Annotated in this window: 21 protein-coding genes; 16 read left to right on the top strand and 5 right to left on the bottom strand. The window is 54.5% G+C overall.

Features of this window, described 5'->3' with window-relative positions; translation table 11 throughout:
• Positions 1-12 precede the first annotated feature (12 nt).
• The 11 genes from aalo17_RS05520 (at position 13) to aalo17_RS05570 (ending at position 10526) form a co-directional block, all read left to right on the top strand.
• A complete protein-coding gene (locus tag aalo17_RS05520) occupies positions 13-342 on the top strand; it encodes an Asp23/Gls24 family envelope stress response protein (protein WP_067556619.1) in 330 nt (109 codons plus the stop codon).
• A 52-nt stretch (positions 343-394) separates the two neighbouring features.
• Entirely contained in the window at positions 395-784 is a 390-nt protein-coding gene (nusB, locus tag aalo17_RS05525; protein WP_236940517.1) for a transcription antitermination factor NusB, read from the top strand.
• Positions 781-2163 carry an exodeoxyribonuclease VII large subunit gene (gene xseA / locus aalo17_RS05530; protein WP_067556623.1) on the top strand — a complete coding sequence of 461 codons (1383 nt, stop codon included), beginning with the start codon at positions 781-783 and terminating at the stop codon, positions 2161-2163. The genes nusB and xseA overlap by 4 nt, the downstream gene beginning before the upstream one ends.
• 3 nt (positions 2164-2166) lie before the next feature.
• Positions 2167-2373 (top strand): exodeoxyribonuclease VII small subunit, encoded by a 207-nt coding sequence (xseB, locus tag aalo17_RS05535; RefSeq protein WP_067556626.1) that lies wholly within the window; start codon positions 2167-2169, stop codon positions 2371-2373.
• Positions 2366-3196, top strand: coding sequence for a polyprenyl synthetase family protein (locus aalo17_RS05540; protein ID WP_067556629.1), 831 nt, complete (start codon positions 2366-2368; stop codon positions 3194-3196). Before xseB ends, aalo17_RS05540 begins: the two co-directional genes overlap by 8 nt.
• Positions 3197-3278: 82 nt before the next feature.
• On the top strand, positions 3279-5231 hold the full coding sequence (gene dxs / locus aalo17_RS05545) for a 1-deoxy-D-xylulose-5-phosphate synthase (protein WP_082743264.1): 1953 nt from the start codon (positions 3279-3281) through the stop codon (positions 5229-5231).
• Complete coding sequence (locus aalo17_RS05550) at positions 5228-5950, top strand: TlyA family RNA methyltransferase (RefSeq protein ID WP_067556632.1); 723 nt, start codon at positions 5228-5230, stop codon at positions 5948-5950. Before dxs ends, aalo17_RS05550 begins: the two co-directional genes overlap by 4 nt.
• Positions 5947-7596 carry a DNA repair protein RecN gene (locus aalo17_RS05555; protein WP_067556635.1) on the top strand — a complete coding sequence of 550 codons (1650 nt, stop codon included), beginning with the start codon at positions 5947-5949 and terminating at the stop codon, positions 7594-7596. The genes aalo17_RS05550 and aalo17_RS05555 overlap by 4 nt, the downstream gene beginning before the upstream one ends.
• Positions 7571-8860 (top strand): DNA polymerase IV, encoded by a 1290-nt coding sequence (dinB, locus tag aalo17_RS05560; RefSeq protein WP_082743265.1) that lies wholly within the window; start codon positions 7571-7573, stop codon positions 8858-8860. Before aalo17_RS05555 ends, dinB begins: the two co-directional genes overlap by 26 nt.
• Positions 8853-9638 (top strand): tRNA1(Val) (adenine(37)-N6)-methyltransferase, encoded by a 786-nt coding sequence (locus tag aalo17_RS05565; protein WP_067556638.1) that lies wholly within the window; start codon positions 8853-8855, stop codon positions 9636-9638. Before dinB ends, aalo17_RS05565 begins: the two co-directional genes overlap by 8 nt.
• Positions 9639-9665: 27 nt before the next feature.
• Positions 9666-10526 carry an Mrp/NBP35 family ATP-binding protein gene (locus aalo17_RS05570; protein WP_354665851.1) on the top strand — a complete coding sequence of 287 codons (861 nt, stop codon included), beginning with the start codon at positions 9666-9668 and terminating at the stop codon, positions 10524-10526.
• Positions 10527-10728: 202 nt separating this feature from the next.
• On the opposite strand, the gene aalo17_RS05580 is transcribed toward aalo17_RS05570, so the two are convergent.
• From aalo17_RS05580 to purC, 3 genes are all read right to left on the bottom strand, one after another.
• Positions 10729-11271, bottom strand: coding sequence for a TetR/AcrR family transcriptional regulator (locus aalo17_RS05580; protein ID WP_067556644.1), 543 nt, complete (start codon positions 11269-11271; stop codon positions 10729-10731).
• Positions 11272-11503: 232 nt separating this feature from the next.
• A complete protein-coding gene (purB, locus tag aalo17_RS05585; protein ID WP_067556647.1) occupies positions 11504-12940 on the bottom strand; it encodes an adenylosuccinate lyase in 1437 nt (478 codons plus the stop codon).
• A complete protein-coding gene (gene purC, locus aalo17_RS05590; protein ID WP_067556650.1) occupies positions 12940-13659 on the bottom strand; it encodes a phosphoribosylaminoimidazolesuccinocarboxamide synthase in 720 nt (239 codons plus the stop codon). Before purC ends, purB begins: the two co-directional genes overlap by 1 nt.
• Positions 13660-13758: 99 nt before the next feature.
• On the opposite strand from purC, the gene aalo17_RS05595 reads away from it, so the two are divergent.
• Both aalo17_RS05595 and aalo17_RS05600 read left to right on the top strand, forming a co-directional pair.
• Positions 13759-15078: a MurT ligase domain-containing protein gene (locus tag aalo17_RS05595; RefSeq protein ID WP_067556652.1), complete on the top strand. Its 1320-nt coding sequence runs from the start codon at positions 13759-13761 to the stop codon at positions 15076-15078.
• Positions 15075-15812, top strand: a complete 738-nt coding sequence (locus aalo17_RS05600; RefSeq protein ID WP_067556655.1) for a type 1 glutamine amidotransferase — start codon at positions 15075-15077, stop codon at positions 15810-15812. Before aalo17_RS05595 ends, aalo17_RS05600 begins: the two co-directional genes overlap by 4 nt.
• 120 nt (positions 15813-15932) lie before the next feature.
• On the opposite strand, the gene aalo17_RS05605 is transcribed toward aalo17_RS05600, so the two are convergent.
• Positions 15933-16460, bottom strand: coding sequence for a GNAT family N-acetyltransferase (locus aalo17_RS05605; protein WP_145907541.1), 528 nt, complete (start codon positions 16458-16460; stop codon positions 15933-15935).
• A gap of 53 nt (positions 16461-16513) precedes the next feature.
• The gene (locus tag aalo17_RS05610) at positions 16514-17419 is read right to left on the bottom strand and encodes an AEC family transporter (RefSeq protein ID WP_067556661.1); all 906 of its coding nucleotides are present in this window, start codon (positions 17417-17419) and stop codon (positions 16514-16516) included.
• Positions 17420-17471: 52 nt separating this feature from the next.
• On the opposite strand from aalo17_RS05610, the gene aalo17_RS05615 reads away from it, so the two are divergent.
• The 3 genes from aalo17_RS05615 to recA all read left to right on the top strand — a co-directional run bounded on the left by aalo17_RS05615 (position 17472) and on the right by recA (position 21983).
• Positions 17472-18395 carry a hypothetical protein gene (locus tag aalo17_RS05615; protein ID WP_067556664.1) on the top strand — a complete coding sequence of 308 codons (924 nt, stop codon included), beginning with the start codon at positions 17472-17474 and terminating at the stop codon, positions 18393-18395.
• A 186-nt stretch (positions 18396-18581) separates the two neighbouring features.
• Positions 18582-20147 (top strand): nitrite/sulfite reductase, encoded by a 1566-nt coding sequence (locus tag aalo17_RS05620; RefSeq protein ID WP_158507732.1) that lies wholly within the window; start codon positions 18582-18584, stop codon positions 20145-20147.
• Positions 20148-20891: 744 nt separating this feature from the next.
• The gene (gene recA, locus aalo17_RS05625; RefSeq protein WP_236940518.1) at positions 20892-21983 is read left to right on the top strand and encodes a recombinase RecA; all 1092 of its coding nucleotides are present in this window, start codon (positions 20892-20894) and stop codon (positions 21981-21983) included.
• Positions 21984-22024: the final 41 nt, after the last annotated feature.

Raw genomic sequence — 22024 nt, forward strand, 5'->3', positions numbered from 1 at the left:
ACAGGTGAAAGCATGGCAAAAGAATTCATACAGTTACCTTCCAGGGATTCCCTGGGCACGATCAACCTGAACCGCAGCGTGTTTTCCACCATCGCCACGAATGTGATCGATGAAACGGAAAACGTGCAGCTGTTCGAGGGATCCAAGCCGTTCAAGGGCGGCGTGCAGACCAGAATCGAAGACAACCAGCTGTGGCTGACTGTTCCCGTGAGGATCCAGTACAACACGAATGTCACTGATATCTGCGCCAGCCTGCAGAACCAGATCTTTGAAAGCATTTCGTACATGACGGACTACAAGCCCGAGTCCATCGAAATCGAAGTCGTAGGGTTCTTGTTTTAACAGGGGAAATCGCAGGATTTCCTCTTTTTAGATAATGGGAGAATGTAAGAAAATGGACACATCCAAACTGTCACGCAGTGAAATGCGCAAAATCGCCATGGAGGCTCTGTATCAGCACCTGCTGATGGACAGAGACATCCGCCAGGCAGTCTTTGACATCACACACTCGAACCAGATCGACGGCTATCTGTATGCCCTGACCATGGGAACCGTGGAACACGAACAGGAACTGACGCAAAAACTGCAGAGCATGCTCCGCAGTGACTGGTCAGTGGACCGTCTCTCGAAGCTGGACCTGGCGATCCTTCTCATGAGCATGCAGGAAATCCTGTATAACGAAACACCCAAACCGGTGGTCATCAACGAGGCAGTCACGCTGGCCCGCAAATATTCGGACGAGGATTCCTACAAGCTCATCAACGGCATTCTGGACCGGCTATGAGCGAACAGCTGGTCGTGCCGGTTTCGGCTCTGGTCACCCGGATCAAAACCTGCCTGCAGCAGAACCTTCGGCTGGATGGCGTCTGGATCCAGGGCGAGATTTCAAATCTGACCAGACACCGGAGCGGTCACTACTATTTTTCCATCAAGGACGCAGCCAGCGAACTGACGTGCGTCATGTTCCGCTCCTATGTGCAGAAGATGAATTTCCGGCTGGAAGAAGGCATGTCTGTGCTCGCAAGCGGAGATGTCAATGTCTATGAGCAGCGGGGCAGCCTGCAGTTTTATGTGCGGGCCCTGAAACCGGATGGTGTCGGGGAACTGTATCTGGAGCTGGAGCGCCGGAAGAAGAAGCTGGAAGCCGAGGGGATCTTTTCCCTGAACAAGCGTCCCAAACCCCGGGGGATCCAGAAGATCGGGATCATCACCGCAAAGGAAGGTGCTGCGCTGCAGGATGTGCGGCGCACGATTGCCAGCCGCTGGCCCATGGCCGAGCTGTTTCTGTTTCCGGCCACGGTGCAGGGAAAACAGGCGCCGGCGAGCATTCTGAAGGCGCTTGACCAGGCGGATGATGCCGGGCTGGACGCCATCCTGCTGGTGCGGGGCGGTGGCAGCTTCGAGGATCTGTTCTGTTTCAATGACGAAAACATCGCAAGACGGCTGGCACACATGAAGACATACACCGTTACGGGAGTCGGGCATGAAGTGGACACCACACTTGCGGATTTTGCGGCAGACCAGCGCACTGCCACCCCCACGGCTGCTGCCCAGTGGATCACCCCGGATCAGAAAGAGGTCTGGCAGTGGTTTGAGCAGAAGCGGGTACAGCTGATCCAGTCCATGAATGCCCGCATGGATCAGGCAGCGGCCAGACTGCTGCAGTACCAGTCCAATCCCTATCTGGCCGACCCGCTGTCCTGGGCGCAGAAGAAGGAACTGGAGCTGGCGGCCGTCAGCACCCGGCTGAAGTCCGCCCAGGCATCCTTTGCGGCGGCGCAGCAGAACCGGCTGGCTTCGCTTCGTCTGCAGCTGAACAGGCAAAGCCCGCAGGCCAGGATCCAGGTGGAACTGGTCCGGCTGGGGCAGCTGGATCAGATGCTCGGGCAGTCCATGCAGGAGTTTGCCCGCGGACAGCGGGACCGCCTTTGCAGAAATGCCTCCCTGCTGGATGCCTACAGTCCCCTGAAAGTCCTGTCCCGGGGCTATGCACTCGTGAGCGCAGAGGGACAACTGGTCCACAGCACGGCAGACATTCAGGCCGGGGCACTGGTGGATGTCCGGCTGCATGACGGAACACTGGAGGCTCAGGTGCTGAAAACGAATCAGGGTCGTTCTGTCACCGGCAAAAACGACAGGCACGATGTGCAGGAGGAACAATAAACAATGGAAACACAACAGTTGACCTTTCAGCAGGCCATGGTGCGGCTGGATGAAATCGTACGGCAGCTGAATTCGGGGAACCTGGAACTGGAAAAAGCCATGGAGCTCTTCGAAGAAGGGCTGAAGCTGACGCAGCAGTGCGAAGTGCAGCTGAAGGCATTTGAAAACAAAATGAACACGCTGATCGTGGAGACAGCCGGCAATGCGTGATTTCGAGACATGGCTGACTGCCAGCATGGACAAACCGGACTCCAGGACCAGGCAGGCCATGTCCTATGCACTGCTGGCACCCGGCAAGCGGATTCGTCCGGCCCTGCTGCTGGCAGCGCTGGAAGACTATGGCTGTGACCGTTCACTGGGCTATCCGGCAGCCGCAGCCCTGGAAATGATTCACACCTATTCGCTGATCCACGACGATCTTCCGGCCATGGATGACGATGATCTCCGGCGCGGCAGACCCAGCACCCATAAGGCATTCTCCGAAGCCACGGCGATCCTTGCCGGTGATGCCCTGCTGACGCAGGCATTTGAAACCATTGCCGACAGCGATCCGGCTGTGGTGCCGGACCTGGTAAAGGTCCTGGCCAGGAATGCCGGTCCGGAAGGCATGATCCTGGGACAGACCCTGGACCTGGATGCCGAGGGCAGCCAGGATATCACCTTCGCCCAGCTGGAAGACATAGACCGGTACAAAACCGGCTGCCTGATCGCCGCAGCCCTGGAAATGGCGGCAGTCCTGGCGGGACATCCGGAGGACCGGGAAACGATGCAGGAAATCGGCATGAAACTGGGCATCGAGTTCCAGATTCAGGACGACATTCTGGATCTGACCAGCACGGAAGAAGCCATGGGGAAGTCTCTGTCGGATCAGGAACGCGGCAAGGCCACATTTGTCAGCACCCTGGGACTCGGCTCAGCCCGGGATATGGTGAAGGACCTGGACAGGCGGATCCGGCTTCTGACCGGTTCCCTGCACATGGATCCCGACCGGCTCGTCAAAGTGTTTGACCAGCTGCTGAACCGGTCCCGCTGAGGACATCCGGATCCTGGAGGTAGGAATTCTGTCTGCAACCGCCACAAAACGGCTGCAAAGCAAACGATGCAAAGGAGGAACTATGCGGATACTGGATTTGAAAGACCCCGGCCAGCTGAAAACGCTGTCCATCCCGCAGCTGGAATCCCTGGCACAGGAGATCCGCAGTTTCCTGATCCAGTCCCTGTCCAAAACCGGCGGGCATCTCTCCAGCAATCTGGGAATCGTGGAACTGACACTGGCTCTGCACTATGTGTTTGAGTCTCCGAAAGACAGGCTGCTGTTTGATGTCGGACACCAGTCCTATGTCCACAAGATCCTCACAGGACGGGCCCCCCGGTTTGCAACGCTGCGTCAGCGGCACGGGCTGTCGGGATTCCAGAAGCGGGAAGAAAGTCCCCATGATCCCTGGGAAGCCGGACATTCCAGCACCTCTCTGTCGGCAGCCCTCGGACTGGCCGTTGCGAGGGATCTGCAGAAAGAATCCGGAGAAGTCATTTCGGTGATCGGAGACGGGGCCCTGACCGGCGGCATGGCCATGGAGGCACTGAACAACATTGGCATGCGGAAGGAGAAAGTCATCATTGTCTACAACGACAATGACATGTCCATCTCCCCCAATCATGCCGGCTTCAAAAATCACCTGACGACTTTGCGGTCTTCCAGGGCATACCGGTCTGTGAAGCGGGACGTCAAAGCGGGACTGGAGCCTTCTCCGGCGCTGCTCAATGGTCTGTCTTCCATCCGGGATGTCCTGCGGGACAGTCTGGTGGATGGCGGTCTGTTTCAGCAGTTCGGGCTGGATTACCTGGGGCCGGTGGACGGTCACAATCTGCCGGAACTGATCCGGACGCTGGAGACAGCCAGGGAACATCATGGATCGGTGGTTGTGCATGTCAGAACCCGGAAGGGAATGGGCTACGCACCCGCGCAGCAGGACAGAACCGGTCAGTGGCACGGGGTGCCCCCCTTCGATCCGGCAACCGGCCGCTTCCGCAGCAGCGGATGTGCCGGTGAGGAAAGCTGGTCCCTGATCATTGCGGATGCCGTCAGTCGCCTTGCTGCAAAGGATCCCCGCATTACGGTGCTCACGCCTGCCATGGCCAATGGATCGAAGCTCCTGCAGTTTGCCGCGAAATATCCGGACCGGTTCTTCGACTGCGGCATTGCCGAGGAACATACCGTGACGGCGGCCGGCGGCATGGCGGCCGGCGGACTGCGGCCCTTTGTCTCCATTTACTCCAGTTTTCTGCAGCGCGCCTATGACCAGGTGCTGCACGATGTCGCCAGACAGCACCTGCCTGTGGTCTTTGGCGTGGACCGTGCAGGACTGGTGGGGGAAGACGGAGACACGCATCAGGGCATTTATGACATCGCCTTTCTGCGGACGATTCCGGATGTGGTGATCTGCCAGCCGAAGGATGCACAGGAAGCCCAGGATCTGGTGTATTCTGCCTTCCTGCACAGTGATCCCTGTTTCATCCGCTATCCGCGGGGTACGACCGCCGCAAAGCGGAAGGATGTCCTGGAAGAAATTCAAACCGGGACCTGGACATGGTTTGATGAAGGGACCCCGGAACAAATCGTGATCACCTATGGTCCGGAAGTCGATCGGGTGCGGGAAAAGGCAAAGGTCAACGGAACCGGACTCCGTGTGGTGAATGCCCGGTTTTTCAAGCCGGTGGATGAAGCCATGATCCGGGAGCTGTTTGCCATGGGCCTGCCTGTCACGGTGTTTGAGACCGATGTATCCCAGGGGGGACTGTCTTCCGCGATCCGCGACTGCCTGGCAAAAAGCGGGGATCCCGTTCCGGCGTTTCATGTGATCGGTCTGCCGGATGCCTTCATTCCTCATGGCAGCGTCCGTGCGCTTCGCAAAGAGGAAGGCATATCTCTGGAGGATCTCTTTGACTGGATCGAACGAAAATCAGGCACTGACAACCGCCAGGCGGAGGGAACCCGGCGGGTCGATGCCGGTGTACGCCCGTCCAGCGGGGAACCCGGGCCTTCCTCCGGGAACGGGAGCCTGTCATGAGACTGGACAGGCTGCTGGCAGAAACCATGGGCTCCCGTGCGAAGGCACAGGATGCCATTCGTGCAGGCCGGATCCAGGTGGACGGCAAACCGGTGAGCAAGCCCAGTCTGGATGTATCCGATCCGGAACAGGTCACCATATTGCCGGCTGAAGCAGATTTCGTCTCCCGTGCAGGGGCCAAACTGAAAAAGGCGGTGGATGTGTGCAGCATTGATCTGCAGGGACAGACGGTGCTGGACATCGGGGCCAGCACTGGCGGATTCACCGATGTCTGCCTGCAGCATGGGGCTGCGAAAGTCTATGCCGTGGATGTGGGACACCTGCAGCTGGCGGACAAACTGGACCGGGATCCGCGGGTGGTGAAGATGGAAGGCGTCAATGCCCGGGATCTGCAGCCACAGGACCTTCCGGATGTTCCGGAGTTTCTGTGCATGGATGTATCCTTCATCTCTGCGAAAACGGTCCTGGAGCCGCTGCTGCAGCGGTTCGCTGTCAGACACCTGGCTGTCCTGGTGAAGCCGCAGTTTGAATGCGGCCCTGCAGCCCTGAACAAACACGGGGTGCTGCGGGATGACCGGCTGCGCTCGAGGATCATCCAGGACATGAAAACGTGGCTTCTGCAGTATTTTGTCCATGTCCGGATTGTGGATGACATCCTGCCGGGCCGCAGCGGAAACCGCGAAGCCATGCTGTATGCCTGGGAAAGGAGAATGCGATGATCGAGCAGATCACTGTACAGAACTATATTCTGTTCGACAAAGCCTCAGTGGAGTTTGAAGACGGGATGTCTGTCATTACCGGTGAAACCGGGGCTGGCAAATCGCTGCTGATCGATGCCATCGGCTATCTGTGTGGCGGCCGGATCCAGGGCAGCATCGTCCGCCAGGGACAGGACAAAGCCGTGCTGCGCATGGTCCTGACCTCCAGCCCCGCTGCAGATGCGCTGCTGTTAGAACATGGGTTTGAGCCTGAGGAAGTGCTGACCATCACCAGAACAGTCAATGCCGCAGGCAAGTCACAGGTCCGTCTGAACGGACAGATCACGACCCTTGGTTTCATCCGCCAGCTCACAGCACGCCTGATCGACATTCACTCCCAGCTGGATACCATTCAGCTGATGGATCCGGCTGTGCAGCTGGATCTGCTGGATCAGTATGCAGGCGTCGACAGACAGGGTGTCCAGGATGCATGGAAGGAGTTTGCATCGGCCAGACAGGCGCTGCAGCAGGCACAGAACGAAACATACTCCGATGAAGAGCTGGAGTTTGTGACCGCACAGCTCAATGAAATCGATTCCGCAAAAGCCGGGGAAGGGGAACTGGAACAGCTCCAGGAATCCATCAGGACCGCCAGCCGGTCACAGAAAACGGAAGAAGAAGTCCGGGAGATCCTGGGACTGCTGAAAAAAGACGGCGGCATCCTGGAGAGTGTCTATGAACTGGCGAGGGTCATGAAGAAAAACCCAGGGCTGGCCGGCCGCAGCGATGAGATCCAGTCCCTGTACTACCAGCTGGAATCTGTGGGAGAGGAAGCCCAGGAACAGCTCGACAGTGTGCGGGACCAGGCACGGGACCTGGATGCGATGCAGGACCGGGAGTATCAGCTGAAGCGCCTGTACCGGAAATACGGGGGCAGCCGGGAAGCCATGATGGAGAAACGCCAGGCACTGGAAACCAGGGTGGACCGGATCCTTCACCGCCAGGACCTGTTTGATAAACTGGAAAAACAGAAAAAAGCGGCTCTGGCAGCTTATGTGGAAAAAGCCCGGGCTTTGTCCAAAGCCAGGGAAGCCGTCATACCGGAACTGCAGGAACAGATCCTCTCCCATGCCAGAGACCTGATGCTGGAACATGCCCGGTTTGAGATCCGGCGGACGGACAAAACCCCCGGAGAGACGGGAATGGATGACATCACCTTTTATGCCAGCATGAACCCAGGCCAGCCGCTGACACCTGTCAGACAGTCGGCATCCGGCGGTGAACTGTCACGACTCATGCTGGCGCTGAAGACAGTGTTTCAGACCAGAGAAGGCATTGACACCATCATTTTTGACGAAATCGATACCGGTGTATCCGGCAAAGTGGCACTGGCCATGGGGTCCAAGATGCACAAAATCGCAGAAAATCGGCAGGTGCTGTGCATTACGCACCTGGCAAGCGTCGCTGTCTGGGCTGACCGGCATTTCACCGTATCCAAGGAATCAGACGGTCAGACCACACTGACCCGGATCAGCGAGCTGGATCATGAGGAAACACTCCGCGAACTGGCCATCATGGCCCATGGTCACGCCACCGAACAGGCCGTGGATGGAATGCGGGAACTTCAGAAGGAGGTTCTGGATGGCCAGAGTCCTGTTTCACATTGACCTGAATGCATTCTTCGCGAGTGCTGAAGAACTGCGTCATCCTGAATACAAAGAGCGGCCCATGGCAGTGGGCTCTTTGTCTTCCAGAGGCGTGCTGTCCACAGCCAATTACGCTGCCAGGGCCCTGGGCATCCATTCCGCCATGCCGGTGTTCCAGGCCAGGCAGCTGGATCCGGACCTGATCATTGTTCCGGGAGACCATGCCTATTACCGTCGGCTCTCCGGGGAGTTTTTCCGGATCCTCCGGCGGTTTTCTCCCATGCTCGAACCGGTTTCCATCGATGAGTGTTTTCTCGATGTGACCGACCCGATCCGCAGGTACAAGCGGCCTCTGGACCTGGCTGTGGCTATCCAGACAGCGGTCTATGAGGAACTGGGGCTGAAATGCTCCATCGGCGTGGCTCCCAACCGCTTTCTGGCGAAAATGGCCAGCGACATGCGCAAACCCATGGGCATCACTGTGCTGCGCAAATCCGAGGTCCCGGCCAAGCTCTGGCCCCTGGACATCAGCGATATGGTGGGAATCGGAAAGAAAACCGTGCCGCTGCTGAAAAAAGCCGGTGTGGACACCATCGGCGACCTGGCGGATCCGGAGAATGAAGAGGCTGTCCGCCGGATCCTTGGAAAAAATGCCCTGTCCATGATCCGCAAGGCCCGGGGCAATGGCCCGGACAAACTGGAGTTTTCCTCCACCCACAAGTCTGTCTCTGTTTCCCGGACGCTGACAGTGGATATTTACACCCTGGAAGAGTCTTTGAGCTTTGCGAGGGATCTGTGCAGGGAACTGGTCAGGCGCCTGCAGAAGGAGGGGCAGAAAGGCATGCTGATCAGTGTGGTGTTTCGGGATGTGGACTTCCGGAACAAAGTGCGGTCCCGGACACTGGAGGAATATACCGATCAGTTCGAGCCGGTCTTCGAGACAGTGCAGTCAATCATTGAGCAGAACTTCGAGCCGGAGGGATACCGGCATATGGGTGTCAGCATGGGATCCCTGCAGGATGCGGACAAGATCCTGATGCAGCCGACGATTTTTGAACCTGTACAGGATACCGCCCGGGATGTTGTGAATCTGCTGAACCGCAAGTTCGATCAGTCCGTATTCACCACAGCCGGGGATCTGCTGAAACAGCGGGAGGAAAAAGGCGCGCAGCCAGGATCGGCAGGAGTGGCTGAACGGGAACAGACAGTCTCTGTCGGTGACCGTCCGGACCATAGGGATCAGACCGGGCCTGTCGAGATGCAGGGTGGAACAGAGAATGACTGAGGCAGGACTGGAAAAGAAAACAGGGCCCGCAATGGAAGCAGAAAAGCCGCTCAGACAGGACTGGTTTCTGGATCCGGACCGGCGGATCTGGCAGCACCCGGATCATTTCCGGTTCAACACAGATACAGCGCTGCTGGCGAAATTCATGGTAATCCGGCCCGGAGAAACCGTGATCGATATCGGAACCAACAACGGAGTGCTGCTGGTGTATGCCGATGACAGCCATCCTGCCCTCATGACCGGCATTGAACTGCTGCATGAACCGGCTCAGGTGGCAAGACAAAACCTGTCTGTCTGCCACAGTCCCTGGGAGATCCTGGAGCAGCCGGTGCAGCAGGTCATGGACCGGAAAGCCGATGTGGTAATCTCCAACCCGCCGTATTTCTCTTTGCAGGCAACCGACCGGAAGACCCCGCTGACACTCCGGCAGCAGGGAAGAGCCGAGTTTCACCTGACCCTGGGAGAACTCTGCGAAGCGGCTTCCCGGTTTCTGAATGACGGAGGCCGGTTCTATCTTGTGCACCGGCCGGACAGACTGCAGGAGATCCTGACGGTGCTGGAAAAGCATCACCTGATTGTCAAACGCCTGCAGCTGGTGTATGACCGACGTGACAGTTTATGCAAGTCTCTGCTGGTGGAAGCCAGGAAAAATGGCCGGACCGGGGGACTGGCCATGGAACCGCCATTGTGGATCGGTGTGGCTGCGGGTGATGGAAACGAAGAAAGATCCGGTGATTCCGGCTGCAGACTTGGCGAACCGGACACATTGGCAGTATGATGAACTCTGACAGTCAGAAGGAGGAAGATGAACATGTCTTGTGAAGGTTGTCCGTCCAAAGGGAACTGCTCGAAAGACAGCACACTGTGCTCCGTGCAGACGAATCCCAAAAACCATATAAAACACGTGATTGCCGTTTTATCCGGCAAAGGCGGTGTGGGAAAATCCACTGTTACAGTCCTGCTGGCCCGTGCCCTGAAACAGATGGGACTGCAGGTCGGTGTCATGGATGCCGATATCACCGGTCCCAGTATTCCGCGGCTCTTTGGCATTGAATCGGAAAAGGCCTATGCTACGGGCGAGAACGAAATCATTCCTGTGAAGACACAGGAGGGAATCGAAGTAATGTCCCTGAACTACCTGCTGAAGAACGAAGATGACCCGGTCATCTGGCGGGGTCCGATCGTCGGCAACGTGGTCAAGCAGTTTTATACAGATGTGATCTGGGGCGACCTGGATGTGCTGCTGATCGACATGCCTCCCGGAACCGGAGATGTGGCGCTGACCATTCTGCAGCAGCTGCCGGTCCAGGGTGTGATCATGGTTTCCACACCTCAGCCCATGGTCTCCATGATTGTGTCCAAAGCTGTGCACATGTGTGAACAGATGCATGTTCCTGTTCTGGGTATCCTGGAAAACATGGCGTATCTGGACTGCCCGCACTGTGGCGAACGGATTGATTTCTACAACACAGATCAGCTGTCGGAATTCCTGGAGTCTTCCGGGCTGAAGCTGTACGGCACCCTGCCGATGATGGACCTGATCCGGGATGTGAGCGGATATGAAGGCTACGACCTCCGGAGCCGGGAACAGGTGGATGGCTTCATGAAAGATGTGGCTGCCCAGGTCATGGCAGATGTGACAGCTTCAGCACAACAGCAGGCATGACAGCCGGCCTGTCGCAGGAAAGCATACAGGAAAATACAGGGAAACAGGTATGGATCTCAGAGGTCCATGCCTGTTTTCACTATGACGTCTGTGTGGAATTCCCGGGTCAGTTCCAGTTAAGTCACTTCTGCAGAAAACGGCTGGAGGCAGAAAAAAACTGCCTGCAGCAGGAAAGCGCAGACAGTCAGAAACTGAATTTCTGTTATTTTTTCTCGTTGTGAATGTAGCTGTCCAGCAGCCTGGCCATTTCATCCGGAGACTGTTTGCATCCGTCCAGCACCCAGTGGGACATCAAAAACACAAATCCGCCGGTCTGATAGATAATCCGGTTATGCATTACCGTACTGTCCCCTTCGATTTTGTATACACGGGGCAGCAGTACTTTGGCGAAATTGTTGAAATGTTCCAGTGCCACCGCACAAAGCTGGGGGGTTTTCAGGATCTTGTAGGTAACGTCCTTCTGTTCGAGAATCTCCTCGAATATATCCCTGTACCATTCATAGCGGTTGTTGTAGTTGCCTTCGTCAAACTGCCGAAGCAGGCTGTCGGTTCTTGTGCGAAGGAACTGAATCACCACATCTTCTTTGTTTTCATACGTACGGTAATACGTCATGCGCGAGACGCCGGCTTTCTCAGCCAGTTCCGAAATAGTGATATCTTCGTATTTCTTCTGGTCCAGCAACAGCATCAGCGCCTCAAATATGCAGGTCCTCAGAAATTCGCTGGTCTTCCTTTGTCTTGTCATGTTTAAGTCACCTTTTTTCAATTTCAAGTATACCCCACTGGAACAAAAATCACCCTGATACTGCCCCGGACAACAATTGTATAGAAAAAGTAAATCAATTCAGAATCGGAGATTTCTCCTGTTCTGCCGGCTGTCCGGCGCCAACCGCAGGACGTGAAAAGCAGGGAATGCTCAGGCATCCCCTGCTGATATCTTTCCTGACCTGTCTGACAGGCTTTGTGTCGGTCGATGATCAGACGCTGATTTCCGCAGTCATGTTCAAGGCCTCTTTGTTTGCATCCAGAATTGGATCTACAAACTCGCGGAAGAACGCTTCTGTCTGTTCCGGGGCCCGTCCGACGAATCGGGAGGGTTCCATGGATTCCAGAATCTGTTCCCGGGTGAGACCGAACCTGGGATCACCGGCGATCCGGTCGACCAGATCGTTCGGCCTGCCGAATTCCTTGACCTGCCTGGCTGCTTCCATGGAATGCTCGCGGATGGCTTCATGCAGCTCCTGCCGGTCGCCACCGGCTTTCACAGCATCCATCATGATGTTTTCTGTCGCCATGAAGGGCAGTTCCCGAAGAAGATCGGCTTCAATGACTTTCGGATAGACCTTCAGTCCATCTGTGATGTTCAGGTAGAGATCCAGGATCCCGTCTGTCGCAAGAAAACCTTCTGCTACCGACATCCGCCGGTTGGCCGAGTCATCCAGAGTCCTTTCAAACCACTGGGTGCTGGCTGTCATGGCTGGATTCATGGCATCCGACATCACGAAATTGGCAAGGGCGGCCATCCGTTCGCTGCGCATCGGATTGCGCTTGTAGGCCATCGCACTTGAACCGATCTGGTTTTTTTCAAAGGGTTCCTCGATCTCCTTCATGTGCTGCAGCAGCCGGATGTCATTGCTGAACTTGTGTGCACTCTGGGCAATGCCCGACAGGGCGTGAAGGACCCGGGTATCATATTTGCGGGTGTATGTCTGACCGGAAACCGGGAAGACACTGTCATATCCCATTTTGGAGGCGATCAGAGCGTCGATCTGACTGGCTTTTGCTTCATCGCCGTCGAACAGCTCCATGAAGCTCGCCTGTGTCCCGGTCGTTCCCTTCTGTCCAAGAAGCTTTTTGTTGTCCAGAAGGTACTGAATCTCCTCATAGTCCATGAGCAGATCCTGCGTCCAGAGGGCTGCGCGCTTGCCGACAGTGGTGGGCTGTGCCGGCTGGAAATGCGTGAACGCCAGAGTCGGCATATCCTTGTACTTCAGGGCAAACTCCCGGAGCTGTGCCAGTATGGCGACGATTTTTTTCTGCAGCAGGGCCAGCGCTTCGTGCATCACAATCAGATCGGTGTTGTCTCCCACATAGCAGCTGGTGGCACCCAGGTGGATGATGCCTCTGGCGTCCGGGCATTGCTGCCCATAGGCATAGACATGGGACATGACATCATGACGGACCTTCGCTTCTCTGGCTTTTGCCACATCATAGTTGATGTCCTCTGCATGTTCCCTGAGCTGGGCAATCTGGACATCTGTGATGTCAAGGCCCAGTTCCTGCTCTGCTTCGGCCAGTGCGATCCACAGCCGGCGCCATGTCCGGAATTTTTTGTCATCCGAAAACAGCTCCTGCATTGGCCGGGATGCATACCGTGCAGAAAGAGGAGAAGACCAGATAGAATGATCTGCCATCAGTCTGCCTCCGTAAATCCCATGCGGGCAAATACTTCTTTGTATGCACCTTCCGGATCTCCCAGGTCACGGCGGAAACGGTCCTTGTCCAGGTGTTCGCCTGTCTCCATGTCCCAGTACCGGCAGGTATCCGGAGAAATTTCATCAGCGAGGACAATGGTCCCGTCTGCGGTTTTTCCAAACTCCAGCTTGAAATCGATCAGCTCGATTCCGATGCCCTTGAAGAATGATTTCAACAGATCATTAACCCGGAAAGCATAGTCGGTAATGACATCGATCTCTTCCTGTGTAGCGGCTCCGATGGCTTTGGCCATATAGCTGTTGATCAGAGGGTCGCCCAGGTCGTCATCCTTGTAGGAAAACTCCAGAGTGGAGCAGCGAAGATCGGAACCCTCGGGAATGCCAAGGCGTTTCGAAAAGCTTCCGGCTGCACGGTTGCGGATGATGACTTCCAGGGGAATGATGTCGACTTTCTTCACGACAGTTTTCCGGTCGTCGATCTCCTTTACAAAGTGTGTGGGAATGCCCTGTTCTTCCAGCTGTTTCATCAGGTAGTTGGTCATGCGGTTGTTGATGGCTCCTTTGCCGGCAATGGTCCCTTTTTTCAGGCCATTGAATGCAGTGGCGTCATCTTTGTAATCCACGATCACCAGATTCGGATCGTCGGTAGCATAGACCTTTTTGGCTTTGCCTTCATACATCTGTTCGAGCTGTTTCATGGTTCCTCCTTCAGATACCTTCCAGTGTCAGCCGGGCTGACTATGTTTTATTATACGAAGCAGCAAGGTATAATAAAAGGCAGTTTTGGAGGACGCTGAATGAAAAATCTCGCAATTGCAGCGGTTCGGATGTCCCGCTGGCTGCTGTCCTTTGCAGGACGCGGCGGGTCCCTTCCCGGCCAGATCGGACTCAGACTGGATCCCAGGATCCTGAGCAGACTGCAGATCGATGGCCCCGTGATTGTGGTGACAGGCACAAACGGCAAGACCAGTACAGCCAATCTGATCGCCGATCTTCTGGAGAAAGCCGGCTACCAGGTGGTCACCAACCGCAAGGGCGACAATCTGAGAGAAGGAATCACTACGGCTCTTGTTTCGCAGACAAGTCTCGGCGGCCGTGTAAAAGCCACAGCTGCCGTATTGGAAACGGATGAACTGAATGTCAGATACATACTGCCGTCTCTGCCTGTAACGGCGCTGGTCGTGACGAATTTCTTCCGCGATCAGCTGGACCGTGCGAGGGAAATGGAGCAGCTCATTGAATCTATAGAAGGGGTGCTGAAACCCTTCAGGGGGACGCTTATCCTCAACGCCAACGACCCGAACGTGCTTCGTCTGGCCACAAAAGCCCCGAAGGCCAGCGTCATGACATTCGGGGTGTCTGAAAACAGTGCCACCACCCGTACAACCAGTGAAGCGGCAGAAGGCAAATTCTGCCCGGTTTGCGGACAGCCGCTGGACTATGACTGGTATCAGTATTCTCATATCGGAAAGTTTCACTGTCCTGGCTGCGGGTTTTCCACACCTGCTGACATCAATGTCAATCTGGATCAGATCGATGTGGATGACAGAAGCTTCAGCTGGAACGGACAGCGGTTTCACAGTCCCTATGAGGGTCTGTACTCCATGTACAATGCCGCCGCTGTCCTGGCTGTGGGAAAACTTCTGAACATACCCGGCAAAGTGGCAGAATATGTCTTCCGGCATGCCCCGCAGCCGGCTGGCAGAAACGAAACATTTGAAATCAACGGGCAGAACGTGATCCTGAACCTGATCAAGAACCCGACGGGTGCCAATGAGGTGATGAAAGTCATCGAGAAAGACCGGAGCCCCAAACAGGTTGTCATCGTGCTCAATGACAGGGAACAGGACGGACGGGATGTGAGCTGGATCTACGATACCCACTTTGAGAAGTTCATGAATCCGGAGACAAGGGCCATCTGGTGCACAGGAACCCGTTCCGGAGATATGGGACTGCGGATGCTGTATGGCGGCTGGGACGGAGAACTGAACCTGTCTTCCAATTTGAAGGAAACGATTCAGAAAGCCGTTGCCAGCGGGGACACTGTGTATGTGGTGGCGACCTATACAGCCCTGGTACCGGCCAGAAACGCCATTCTGGAGGAGGTGCGATCATGAAAATCGCCTGGTTGTATCATGACTTTATGGACCTGTATGGGGACAAAGGAAACATCATGGTTCTGCAGAAACGCTGCCGGGACAGAGGCATCCCCTGTGAAGTGGACAAGATCGGCATCGGTCAGGAAGCCGACCTATCGACCTACGATCTGATCTTTCTGGGGGGCGGAGCGGACAAGGAACAGCTGCAGCTGATTCCCGACCTTCTGTCCCGCCGGGACAACATCCGCAAGGCACTGGACGAAGGCACCTTTGCCCTGCTGATCTGCGGAGGCTACCAGCTTTTTGGACAATATTATATTGCAGCTGACGGAACCAGAATCGAGGGACTGGGGTTCCACTCCTACTGTACGGAGACAGGAAAGGCCGGGTCCAGGTGCATCGGAAACATTGTCATAGATGCCGATCTGGATGACCGCAGAACCCGGATCATCGGCTTTGAAAACCACGGCGGTCAGACACTGAACGTGACCAGACCGCTGGGCAAGGTAGTCAGCGGCTGCGGAAACAGCTTCCATGCCGGATATGAAGGATATTATGACGGGCAGATGCTGGGTACATACCTGCATGGGCCTCTGCTCCCGAAAAATCCGGAAGTTGCTGATTTTGTCATCGCAAAGGCTATGCAGAAGCGGAACCCTTCTTTCCGGATGGAGGACCTCAAACCGCTGGATGACAGCGTTGCGGCCCTTGCCAGGAGTCAGGTCCTGCAAAAACTCGGACTGGAATCCTGAGTTTCTGCTCCCGGACGGATTCCTGTATTCAGAATCAAAAAAAAACCTCCCGGCTGGACAGTGTTTCACACATTCATTGCCACAGCGCGAGAGGTTTTTGTCTGTTTCCAGGAAGAAGGGTCAATCATCCGGATAAATGTGTTCGTTTGCCCATGGTCCCAGACGCCTGATCAGAAACGCTTTGTAGTCCTCGTACGTTACGCTTCCGTTCCGTACGAGCAGCTTCATGGGAACATCAAAGAGCCGTATGCCGGTATTCATGACAGCAAATCCGTTATTCTGATAAAACGAAAGCCGTCTGTGTTCAGGACTCCCTTCTGGCGCCTTGTCGGGATTTTCGATTTCCAGAACGACTCTCTGCCCAGGATACAGGGCCTCAAAGGCGGTCAGTGCCCGGGATCCGTGACCCTGGCTGTGAATGGCGGGATCCACGGCCAGATAGTCAATAAGGAGCAGCCCGTCGTCTTTCATGGTGATCAGCAGTCCGCTGAAGTCCGGGTCCATCATCATGAGGATATCCGCGTTTCCGGTTTCATGCATGGCCAGAATCATGTCAAAGGGTTTCCGTTCACTGTCCGGAAAGGAGACCATGTACAGATTCCGGACTCTGTTCAGGTCCTGTTCTGTTGTGGCTGGTATCAGTTTCATACATATCACTGTATCACTGCCTGTGGGAGGCCGCCACCGGCAGGCAGCCGGATTCACAGACTGACCAGCCAGGAAATAAACGGCAGCGTGATCATGGACAGCAAAGTGGACACAAAGATGAGTCTGGAGGCAAATGCCGGATCCCTGTCATATTTCTGTGCCAGCATGCCCGTTGTGCTTGCTGCGGGCATGGCAGAGAGAACCACGCATACCTGCCTGGCCAGCCGCGGAACCGGCACCTGGAGCAGAAGGAACCAGATGACCAGCGGCAGGGCAACCAGCCGGATACAGGAATATCCGAGTGTCACCGGTGAAAAGACATTCTGTTTGTCTGCATCTGCCATCATGCCGCCGATCATCATCATGGACAGAGCTGTATTGCAGCTTCCCACTGCATGAATGGCAGCATCCAGCGGCTCAGGCAGCAGGATCCCGTTCATGCGTAACAGAAGCACAGCCACACCGATTTCCAGGGCGATGATGCATGGATGGAGCAGGACTTTGCGGATGGCTGTTCTGCGGTCTGCCCTGGTATACAGCGCCAGTCCCGCACTCCACATCACGATACGCTGAGGAATCAGGAAGATCGAGGCACAGAGAAGGCCCAGGCTGCCATACAGCTGACCGGCAATGGGCATTCCCATGAACCCGGCGTTCGATACCAGTGTCCCGTAACGCAGACTGATCTGCTGGTTTTCCGGCTGGTGTCGCCAGAGCAGTTTCGCTGTCAGGGAATACAGGACCTGGATACCGATGGAACAGAAGAGCACGGAGGACATAGTCCTGAATTCCTCCCAGGTCAGGTCCAGCTCAAAGGACTGGATGATGGCGGCGGGAAGAACCAGTGACAGAACCAGTGAGGTCAGCTGAGTACGTGCGGATTTGCTCAGAAGATTTTTCCATGCGACAAACCAGCCAAGGGCGAGCAGCAGAAAGATTTCGAGCTGCAGAGACAGCATATAAATATCATTCCCTTTCTGTTAGAATTCACTGATGAATGGAGGTCTCAGTATGAAAAAAGTGATAACCGTCCTGACTGCCATGATCCTGGCTCTGTCGCTGGGGGCGTGCAGCAGCCGGGATCCGGCTGTGATGCTGAAGGACGATGTTTCATTCCGGCTGATGGATGCCTTGAAGGTCACCAATCAGACAACGAATACAGTGTATTATTATTATCTGGCTTCTGTCGACAACCAGTCGCAGGAAGCGTATTCCATGGACTCGCTTTCGTTCAAGGTCACGGATGAAGCAAATGATGACATTCATGCCATAGACAGAAAGCAGACGATCATTGCCAGATCGGTCCAGCCATCTCATTCCACGCTGGTTTATGGCTATACCGGGTATCCCAACAACGATCAGAAACACATGGGTCTGCTGTTTCCCAAAAACGAGGGATTCATCCCGTTTGATGCGGCAGATCTTCGACAGATTTCCGACAGGAATGTCAGGTATTCCGAACAAAATGCCTTCACATTGTATGAAGACCGGGACTTTGCATTCCGTGTGGATGGATCTGAGGCTTCCTACAGCTATGAAAACGGATCGTCATGGGTCAGGGGACTGATCATTACCTATGAAAACAAGACCGATGACCGGCTTGTGGTTCCATATATCACACCATTGTGCAGACTGACGGGAATCAGGCTTGCAGACTATTCCGATAAAGGAGATCTCAAGTCCATGAATGAGGACGAGCTGCGAAAGGTGGATTTCCGTACAGATGGAATGGCACCGCGTACGCAGACCTATGACGGGACTGCCTCGGGCTATGAGTGTCTGTACCTGGATCCGGAAATGAGTCTTCCATGCCGGATCGATTTTCAGTTCGAGGGAGTGATTCCTGACTTCGCGAATTACAATCCCAAGTCGCTGACCATTGACCTGAATTCTGCGGCTCTCGGATATTCACAGGAGCTGTACATTCCATATTGAGGCAGCGATGGTTTGTGTATCGGGCAACCTGAAACTCTGCAGAAGAATACCGGACAGGCATACAGTCTGCCGGTTTTTTTTGTGGATTGATATAGTGATGCTGGAATGAGTATGTACAGCAGGTCTTTGTCTGGAACCGCCAGAGGAAACAGACTTCAGGCTGCATCGTGCATACTGGAGGTGACCATGGCATCATTGAAATCAATGCAGGAACAGGACAGACTCCAGGGATATGAACAGCTCAAGAAGAAAACAGACGGGTATTATCAGTCCTCTGTCGGACTTGGAGACTACAAACCTTTTGCAGCTGCCAGAGGCAGCTTTGCTGAAAGAAACAAACGTGGAAACATGGTACGGCTGCGAAATACGGCTGGCCGAATCGACAGGAAGAAACTGCGCTTCATTGTGGAGGAAGCGGAGAAACACCAGGTCGATATGGTGCATTTCGCCACTTGCCAGACAGTACAGTTTCATCATCTGCAGCCCGATCAGGTGATCTCCCTTTTGGAGGACATCGTCGACAATGGGTATGAGACGTATGGTACCGGCGGAGACTATCCCCGCAACATTATGTGCAGTCCATTGTCCGGTGTGGATCCTGACGAGGTCATGAATGTGCTTCCATATGCAGAGGCAGCAGCACAGTATCTGGTGGAAACGGTGGATGACCCGGATATGCCGCGGAAACTGAAAACTGCTTTTTTGGGGGACCGTGAGAATATGACCCATGCCACGTACAGAGATCTGGGATTTGCCGCGACTGACGTAGGTACATTCGATATATATGCTGCAGGCGGTCTGGGGCCGAATCCGGCATTCGGCGTGCAGGTAGGGCAGGATGTCAAACCGGTGGAATGCCTGTACTATGTCCAGGCCATGATGAATACATTTCGCAAATATGGCAATACAGGAAATAAGCGGAGAGCCAGAACCCGGTACATGGTTGAAGATCTGGGCGGGGATGAAGCATTTCGGCAGGCATTCCTGCAGGAGCTTGCAGCGGTAAGAAATGCTTTGCAGCTGGAGCTCGGTCCTGAGATTGTGTCACCGGTCACGAAGGAAGGAGATGGGACCAGCCCGCAGACTCACTGGCGCATCCAGCCGCAGAAACAGCAGGGCCTCTACAGTGTTTTGTACCATCCCGTGGGAGGATGTCCGAAGCTGTCAGTGCTTCGCAGTCTTTCAACGGCTCTGGATTCCATGGACGGTGTGGAACTTCGCACTAGCCCGGATCAGTCTGTGTATATCATCAATCTGACTGGCTGTGAGGCAGATCTCATTGCCCGCATCACGGAAGCGGATACTGCCCGGTCACTGTTTGAAACGAGTACCGCCTGCGTGGGTGCCGGAACCTGCGTTGTGGGAGTCCGCGACAGTCAGAAGCTGCTCAAAGAAATGATCAGGGCTGTCAGAGAAGCCGGTATCAGTCAGGATGCGCTGCCAAAACTGCACATCTCTGGATGTCCTTCTTCCTGCTCGGCACAGCAGACAGCCGAGATTGGTTTGCGTGGAACAGTGAAAGTGGTAGCCAAAGGCGATATCCGTCCCGCATATTTTCTGTCTCTGCATGGGAAAAACGGGCGAAATGATTCCAGGATGGGCAGAGAAGCCGGAGTGATTCTGGAAGAGGATATGATTCCCTTTATACTGAGCCTTGGACGGGAAGTCAGCGATACAGGTCTCGCCTATCATGACTGGGCTGAAAACCATCCGGGGCGGCTGGATGAGATTGCCGCCCAGTATACAAAATAAGCACGCACTATCTTTCTTTGTGTCATACCGGGATCCTGATCGGATTCCGGTTTTTTCAGTTTGCCCGAAACCAGGGGTTCTCATTTGAGCACGGTTGTATGTGGCTGCCTGTACCAGACAGGTGTTTTGGAATGTGTGGATAGCCGTTAGTATTTGATATGGTCCGAAACGCCAGATGACTGGTACCTTGCGGGTTGAGCTCAACTGCACCTGCTCAAGCAGGAGACAGGAGCAATCAGAATAAAGATATTCGTTTATCAATCAATACTATAGAAACCATACCTATTTTCTATATGAATAGTAGCGAACGGATAAATCATAGATGGTTCCGGGATGCATTTTCATCGAATCATTGATACAGATGATCGCTCAAACAGATTTATGGATTAGTTTTCTGTGTCTATAGAGGGCGAAGGAATACTACAAAAATATGCTTTCTAAATGCAGTTAATTTATATCTATGTTCTATAGTTATATATAAGAACAAATCAAGTCTGGAGCAGTAAGTTGTAGATATGCATTGTATACATTTGGGTTCTCGGGTTGCAAGAATAAACGATGCTTTTATGTAATAGTAAAATTTAAATAGACATTAAAAAGCATGGAATGGGCAAATTCTGCCATTCCAGTTCTGTATTTACACTAATGTCGATCAGAAATCGCAGGGATCATGCATAAAAAATGCTTGTAAGAATGATAGAGTATTGTCAGTAAAGGGATAAAACCCGAACGGGAGGTGAAATTGTGGCAAGGCGAAAACGTGTCGAAACGGTCGGAGCAGCCAGGGCGGATGCTGCTTCCGATGCCAGATATGAGCAGCTGATGAAAGAAATCGAACAGAAATTCGGCCCCGGGACAGTCATACGTCTGGGGGAACTGACTGCAGAGTATCCACATCTTGAAACCGGTATTCTCTCTCTTGATGAAGCCACAGGCATTGGAGGACTTCCTGCAGGCAGGATCGTTGAGATCTTCGGACCCGAGGCTGCAGGAAAGACCATGCTGTCTTTGCAGTGTATTGCACAGACACAAAAGCATGGAGGCCGGTGCGCCTTCATTGATGTGGAACAGTCCATGAATGCATCCTTTGCCAGTCTTCTTGGAGTGGATCTGGCATCTTTGACGTTTTCACAGCCACAGTCCGGTGAACAGGCACTGGACATCATGATTTCGCTGATTGAATCCGGTCTGTTTTCTCTGATCGTAGTGGATTCCGTGGCAGCGCTTCTCCCTCAGGCAGAAATAGATGGCGACATGCAGGATCTCCAGGTCGGTGCTCAGGCACGGATGATGTCGAAGGTTCTCAGAAGATGCGGACCCATCCTGAACCAGATGGGCACCACTGTGATTTTCATCAATCAGCTGCGGGAGAAAATCGGCATCTCCTTTGGCAGTCCGGAAATCACCCCGGGTGGCAGAGCCCTGAAGTTTTATGCCTCCCTGCGCCTGGATGTCCGCAGACGTGAGCCTGTCAGAGAAGGAGCCGATATCATAGGCAGTGTCATTTCAGTCAGAGTGGCAAAGAACAAGGTTGCAGCTCCATTCCGGGAAGCGGAGTTTGAGTTGCTGTTCGATTCCGGCATCAGCATGGAAGACCAGATTCTGACCAAAGGTCTGGATCTGGGCCTGATACAGAAATCTGGTTCCTGGTATTCCATTGACGGGGAAAAAATCGGACAGGGGAAAGACGGAGCGAAAGCCTGGCTTCGACAGAATCAGGATGCTGCAACCAGTCTGGAACAGAAGATCAGAAGTTTGCTTGGGCTGAGCGACAGTCCTGCTGTGGATAGAGATCCTGATCCTGACAGGGCGGATGAGATGTCCGAACGCCTGTAACGGGCAGGAATCCGTATAATAGGTGGAGGAAGGAGACGGAT

The sequence above is a fragment of the Faecalibaculum rodentium genome (assembly GCF_001564455.1).
Classification (GTDB): Bacteria; Bacillota_I; Bacilli_A; order Erysipelotrichales; family Erysipelotrichaceae; genus Faecalibaculum; species Faecalibaculum rodentium.

Coding starts and splice junctions, on each gene's coding strand:
- aalo17_RS05565 (WP_067556638.1), top strand. CDS start 8,853: ATGACTGAGGCAGGACTGGAAAAGAAAACAGGGCCCGCAATGGAAGCA.
- purB (WP_067556647.1), bottom strand. CDS start 12,940: ATGGCAGATCATTCTATCTGGTCTTCTCCTCTTTCTGCACGGTATGCA.
- dinB (WP_082743265.1), top strand. CDS start 7,571: ATGGCCAGAGTCCTGTTTCACATTGACCTGAATGCATTCTTCGCGAGT.
- aalo17_RS05605 (WP_145907541.1), bottom strand. CDS start 16,460: ATGAAACTGATACCAGCCACAACAGAACAGGACCTGAACAGAGTCCGG.
- purC (WP_067556650.1), bottom strand. CDS start 13,659: ATGAAACAGCTCGAACAGATGTATGAAGGCAAAGCCAAAAAGGTCTAT.
- xseA (WP_067556623.1), top strand. CDS start 781: ATGAGCGAACAGCTGGTCGTGCCGGTTTCGGCTCTGGTCACCCGGATC.
- xseB (WP_067556626.1), top strand. CDS start 2,167: ATGGAAACACAACAGTTGACCTTTCAGCAGGCCATGGTGCGGCTGGAT.
- aalo17_RS05555 (WP_067556635.1), top strand. CDS start 5,947: ATGATCGAGCAGATCACTGTACAGAACTATATTCTGTTCGACAAAGCC.
- nusB (WP_236940517.1), top strand. CDS start 395: ATGGACACATCCAAACTGTCACGCAGTGAAATGCGCAAAATCGCCATG.
- aalo17_RS05550 (WP_067556632.1), top strand. CDS start 5,228: ATGAGACTGGACAGGCTGCTGGCAGAAACCATGGGCTCCCGTGCGAAG.
- aalo17_RS05540 (WP_067556629.1), top strand. CDS start 2,366: ATGCGTGATTTCGAGACATGGCTGACTGCCAGCATGGACAAACCGGAC.
- aalo17_RS05610 (WP_067556661.1), bottom strand. CDS start 17,419: ATGCTGTCTCTGCAGCTCGAAATCTTTCTGCTGCTCGCCCTTGGCTGG.
- aalo17_RS05620 (WP_158507732.1), top strand. CDS start 18,582: ATGGCATCATTGAAATCAATGCAGGAACAGGACAGACTCCAGGGATAT.
- aalo17_RS05570 (WP_354665851.1), top strand. CDS start 9,666: ATGAACATGTCTTGTGAAGGTTGTCCGTCCAAAGGGAACTGCTCGAAA.
- aalo17_RS05520 (WP_067556619.1), top strand. CDS start 13: ATGGCAAAAGAATTCATACAGTTACCTTCCAGGGATTCCCTGGGCACG.
- aalo17_RS05615 (WP_067556664.1), top strand. CDS start 17,472: ATGAAAAAAGTGATAACCGTCCTGACTGCCATGATCCTGGCTCTGTCG.
- aalo17_RS05600 (WP_067556655.1), top strand. CDS start 15,075: ATGAAAATCGCCTGGTTGTATCATGACTTTATGGACCTGTATGGGGAC.
- aalo17_RS05580 (WP_067556644.1), bottom strand. CDS start 11,271: ATGACAAGACAAAGGAAGACCAGCGAATTTCTGAGGACCTGCATATTT.
- aalo17_RS05595 (WP_067556652.1), top strand. CDS start 13,759: ATGAAAAATCTCGCAATTGCAGCGGTTCGGATGTCCCGCTGGCTGCTG.
- dxs (WP_082743264.1), top strand. CDS start 3,279: ATGCGGATACTGGATTTGAAAGACCCCGGCCAGCTGAAAACGCTGTCC.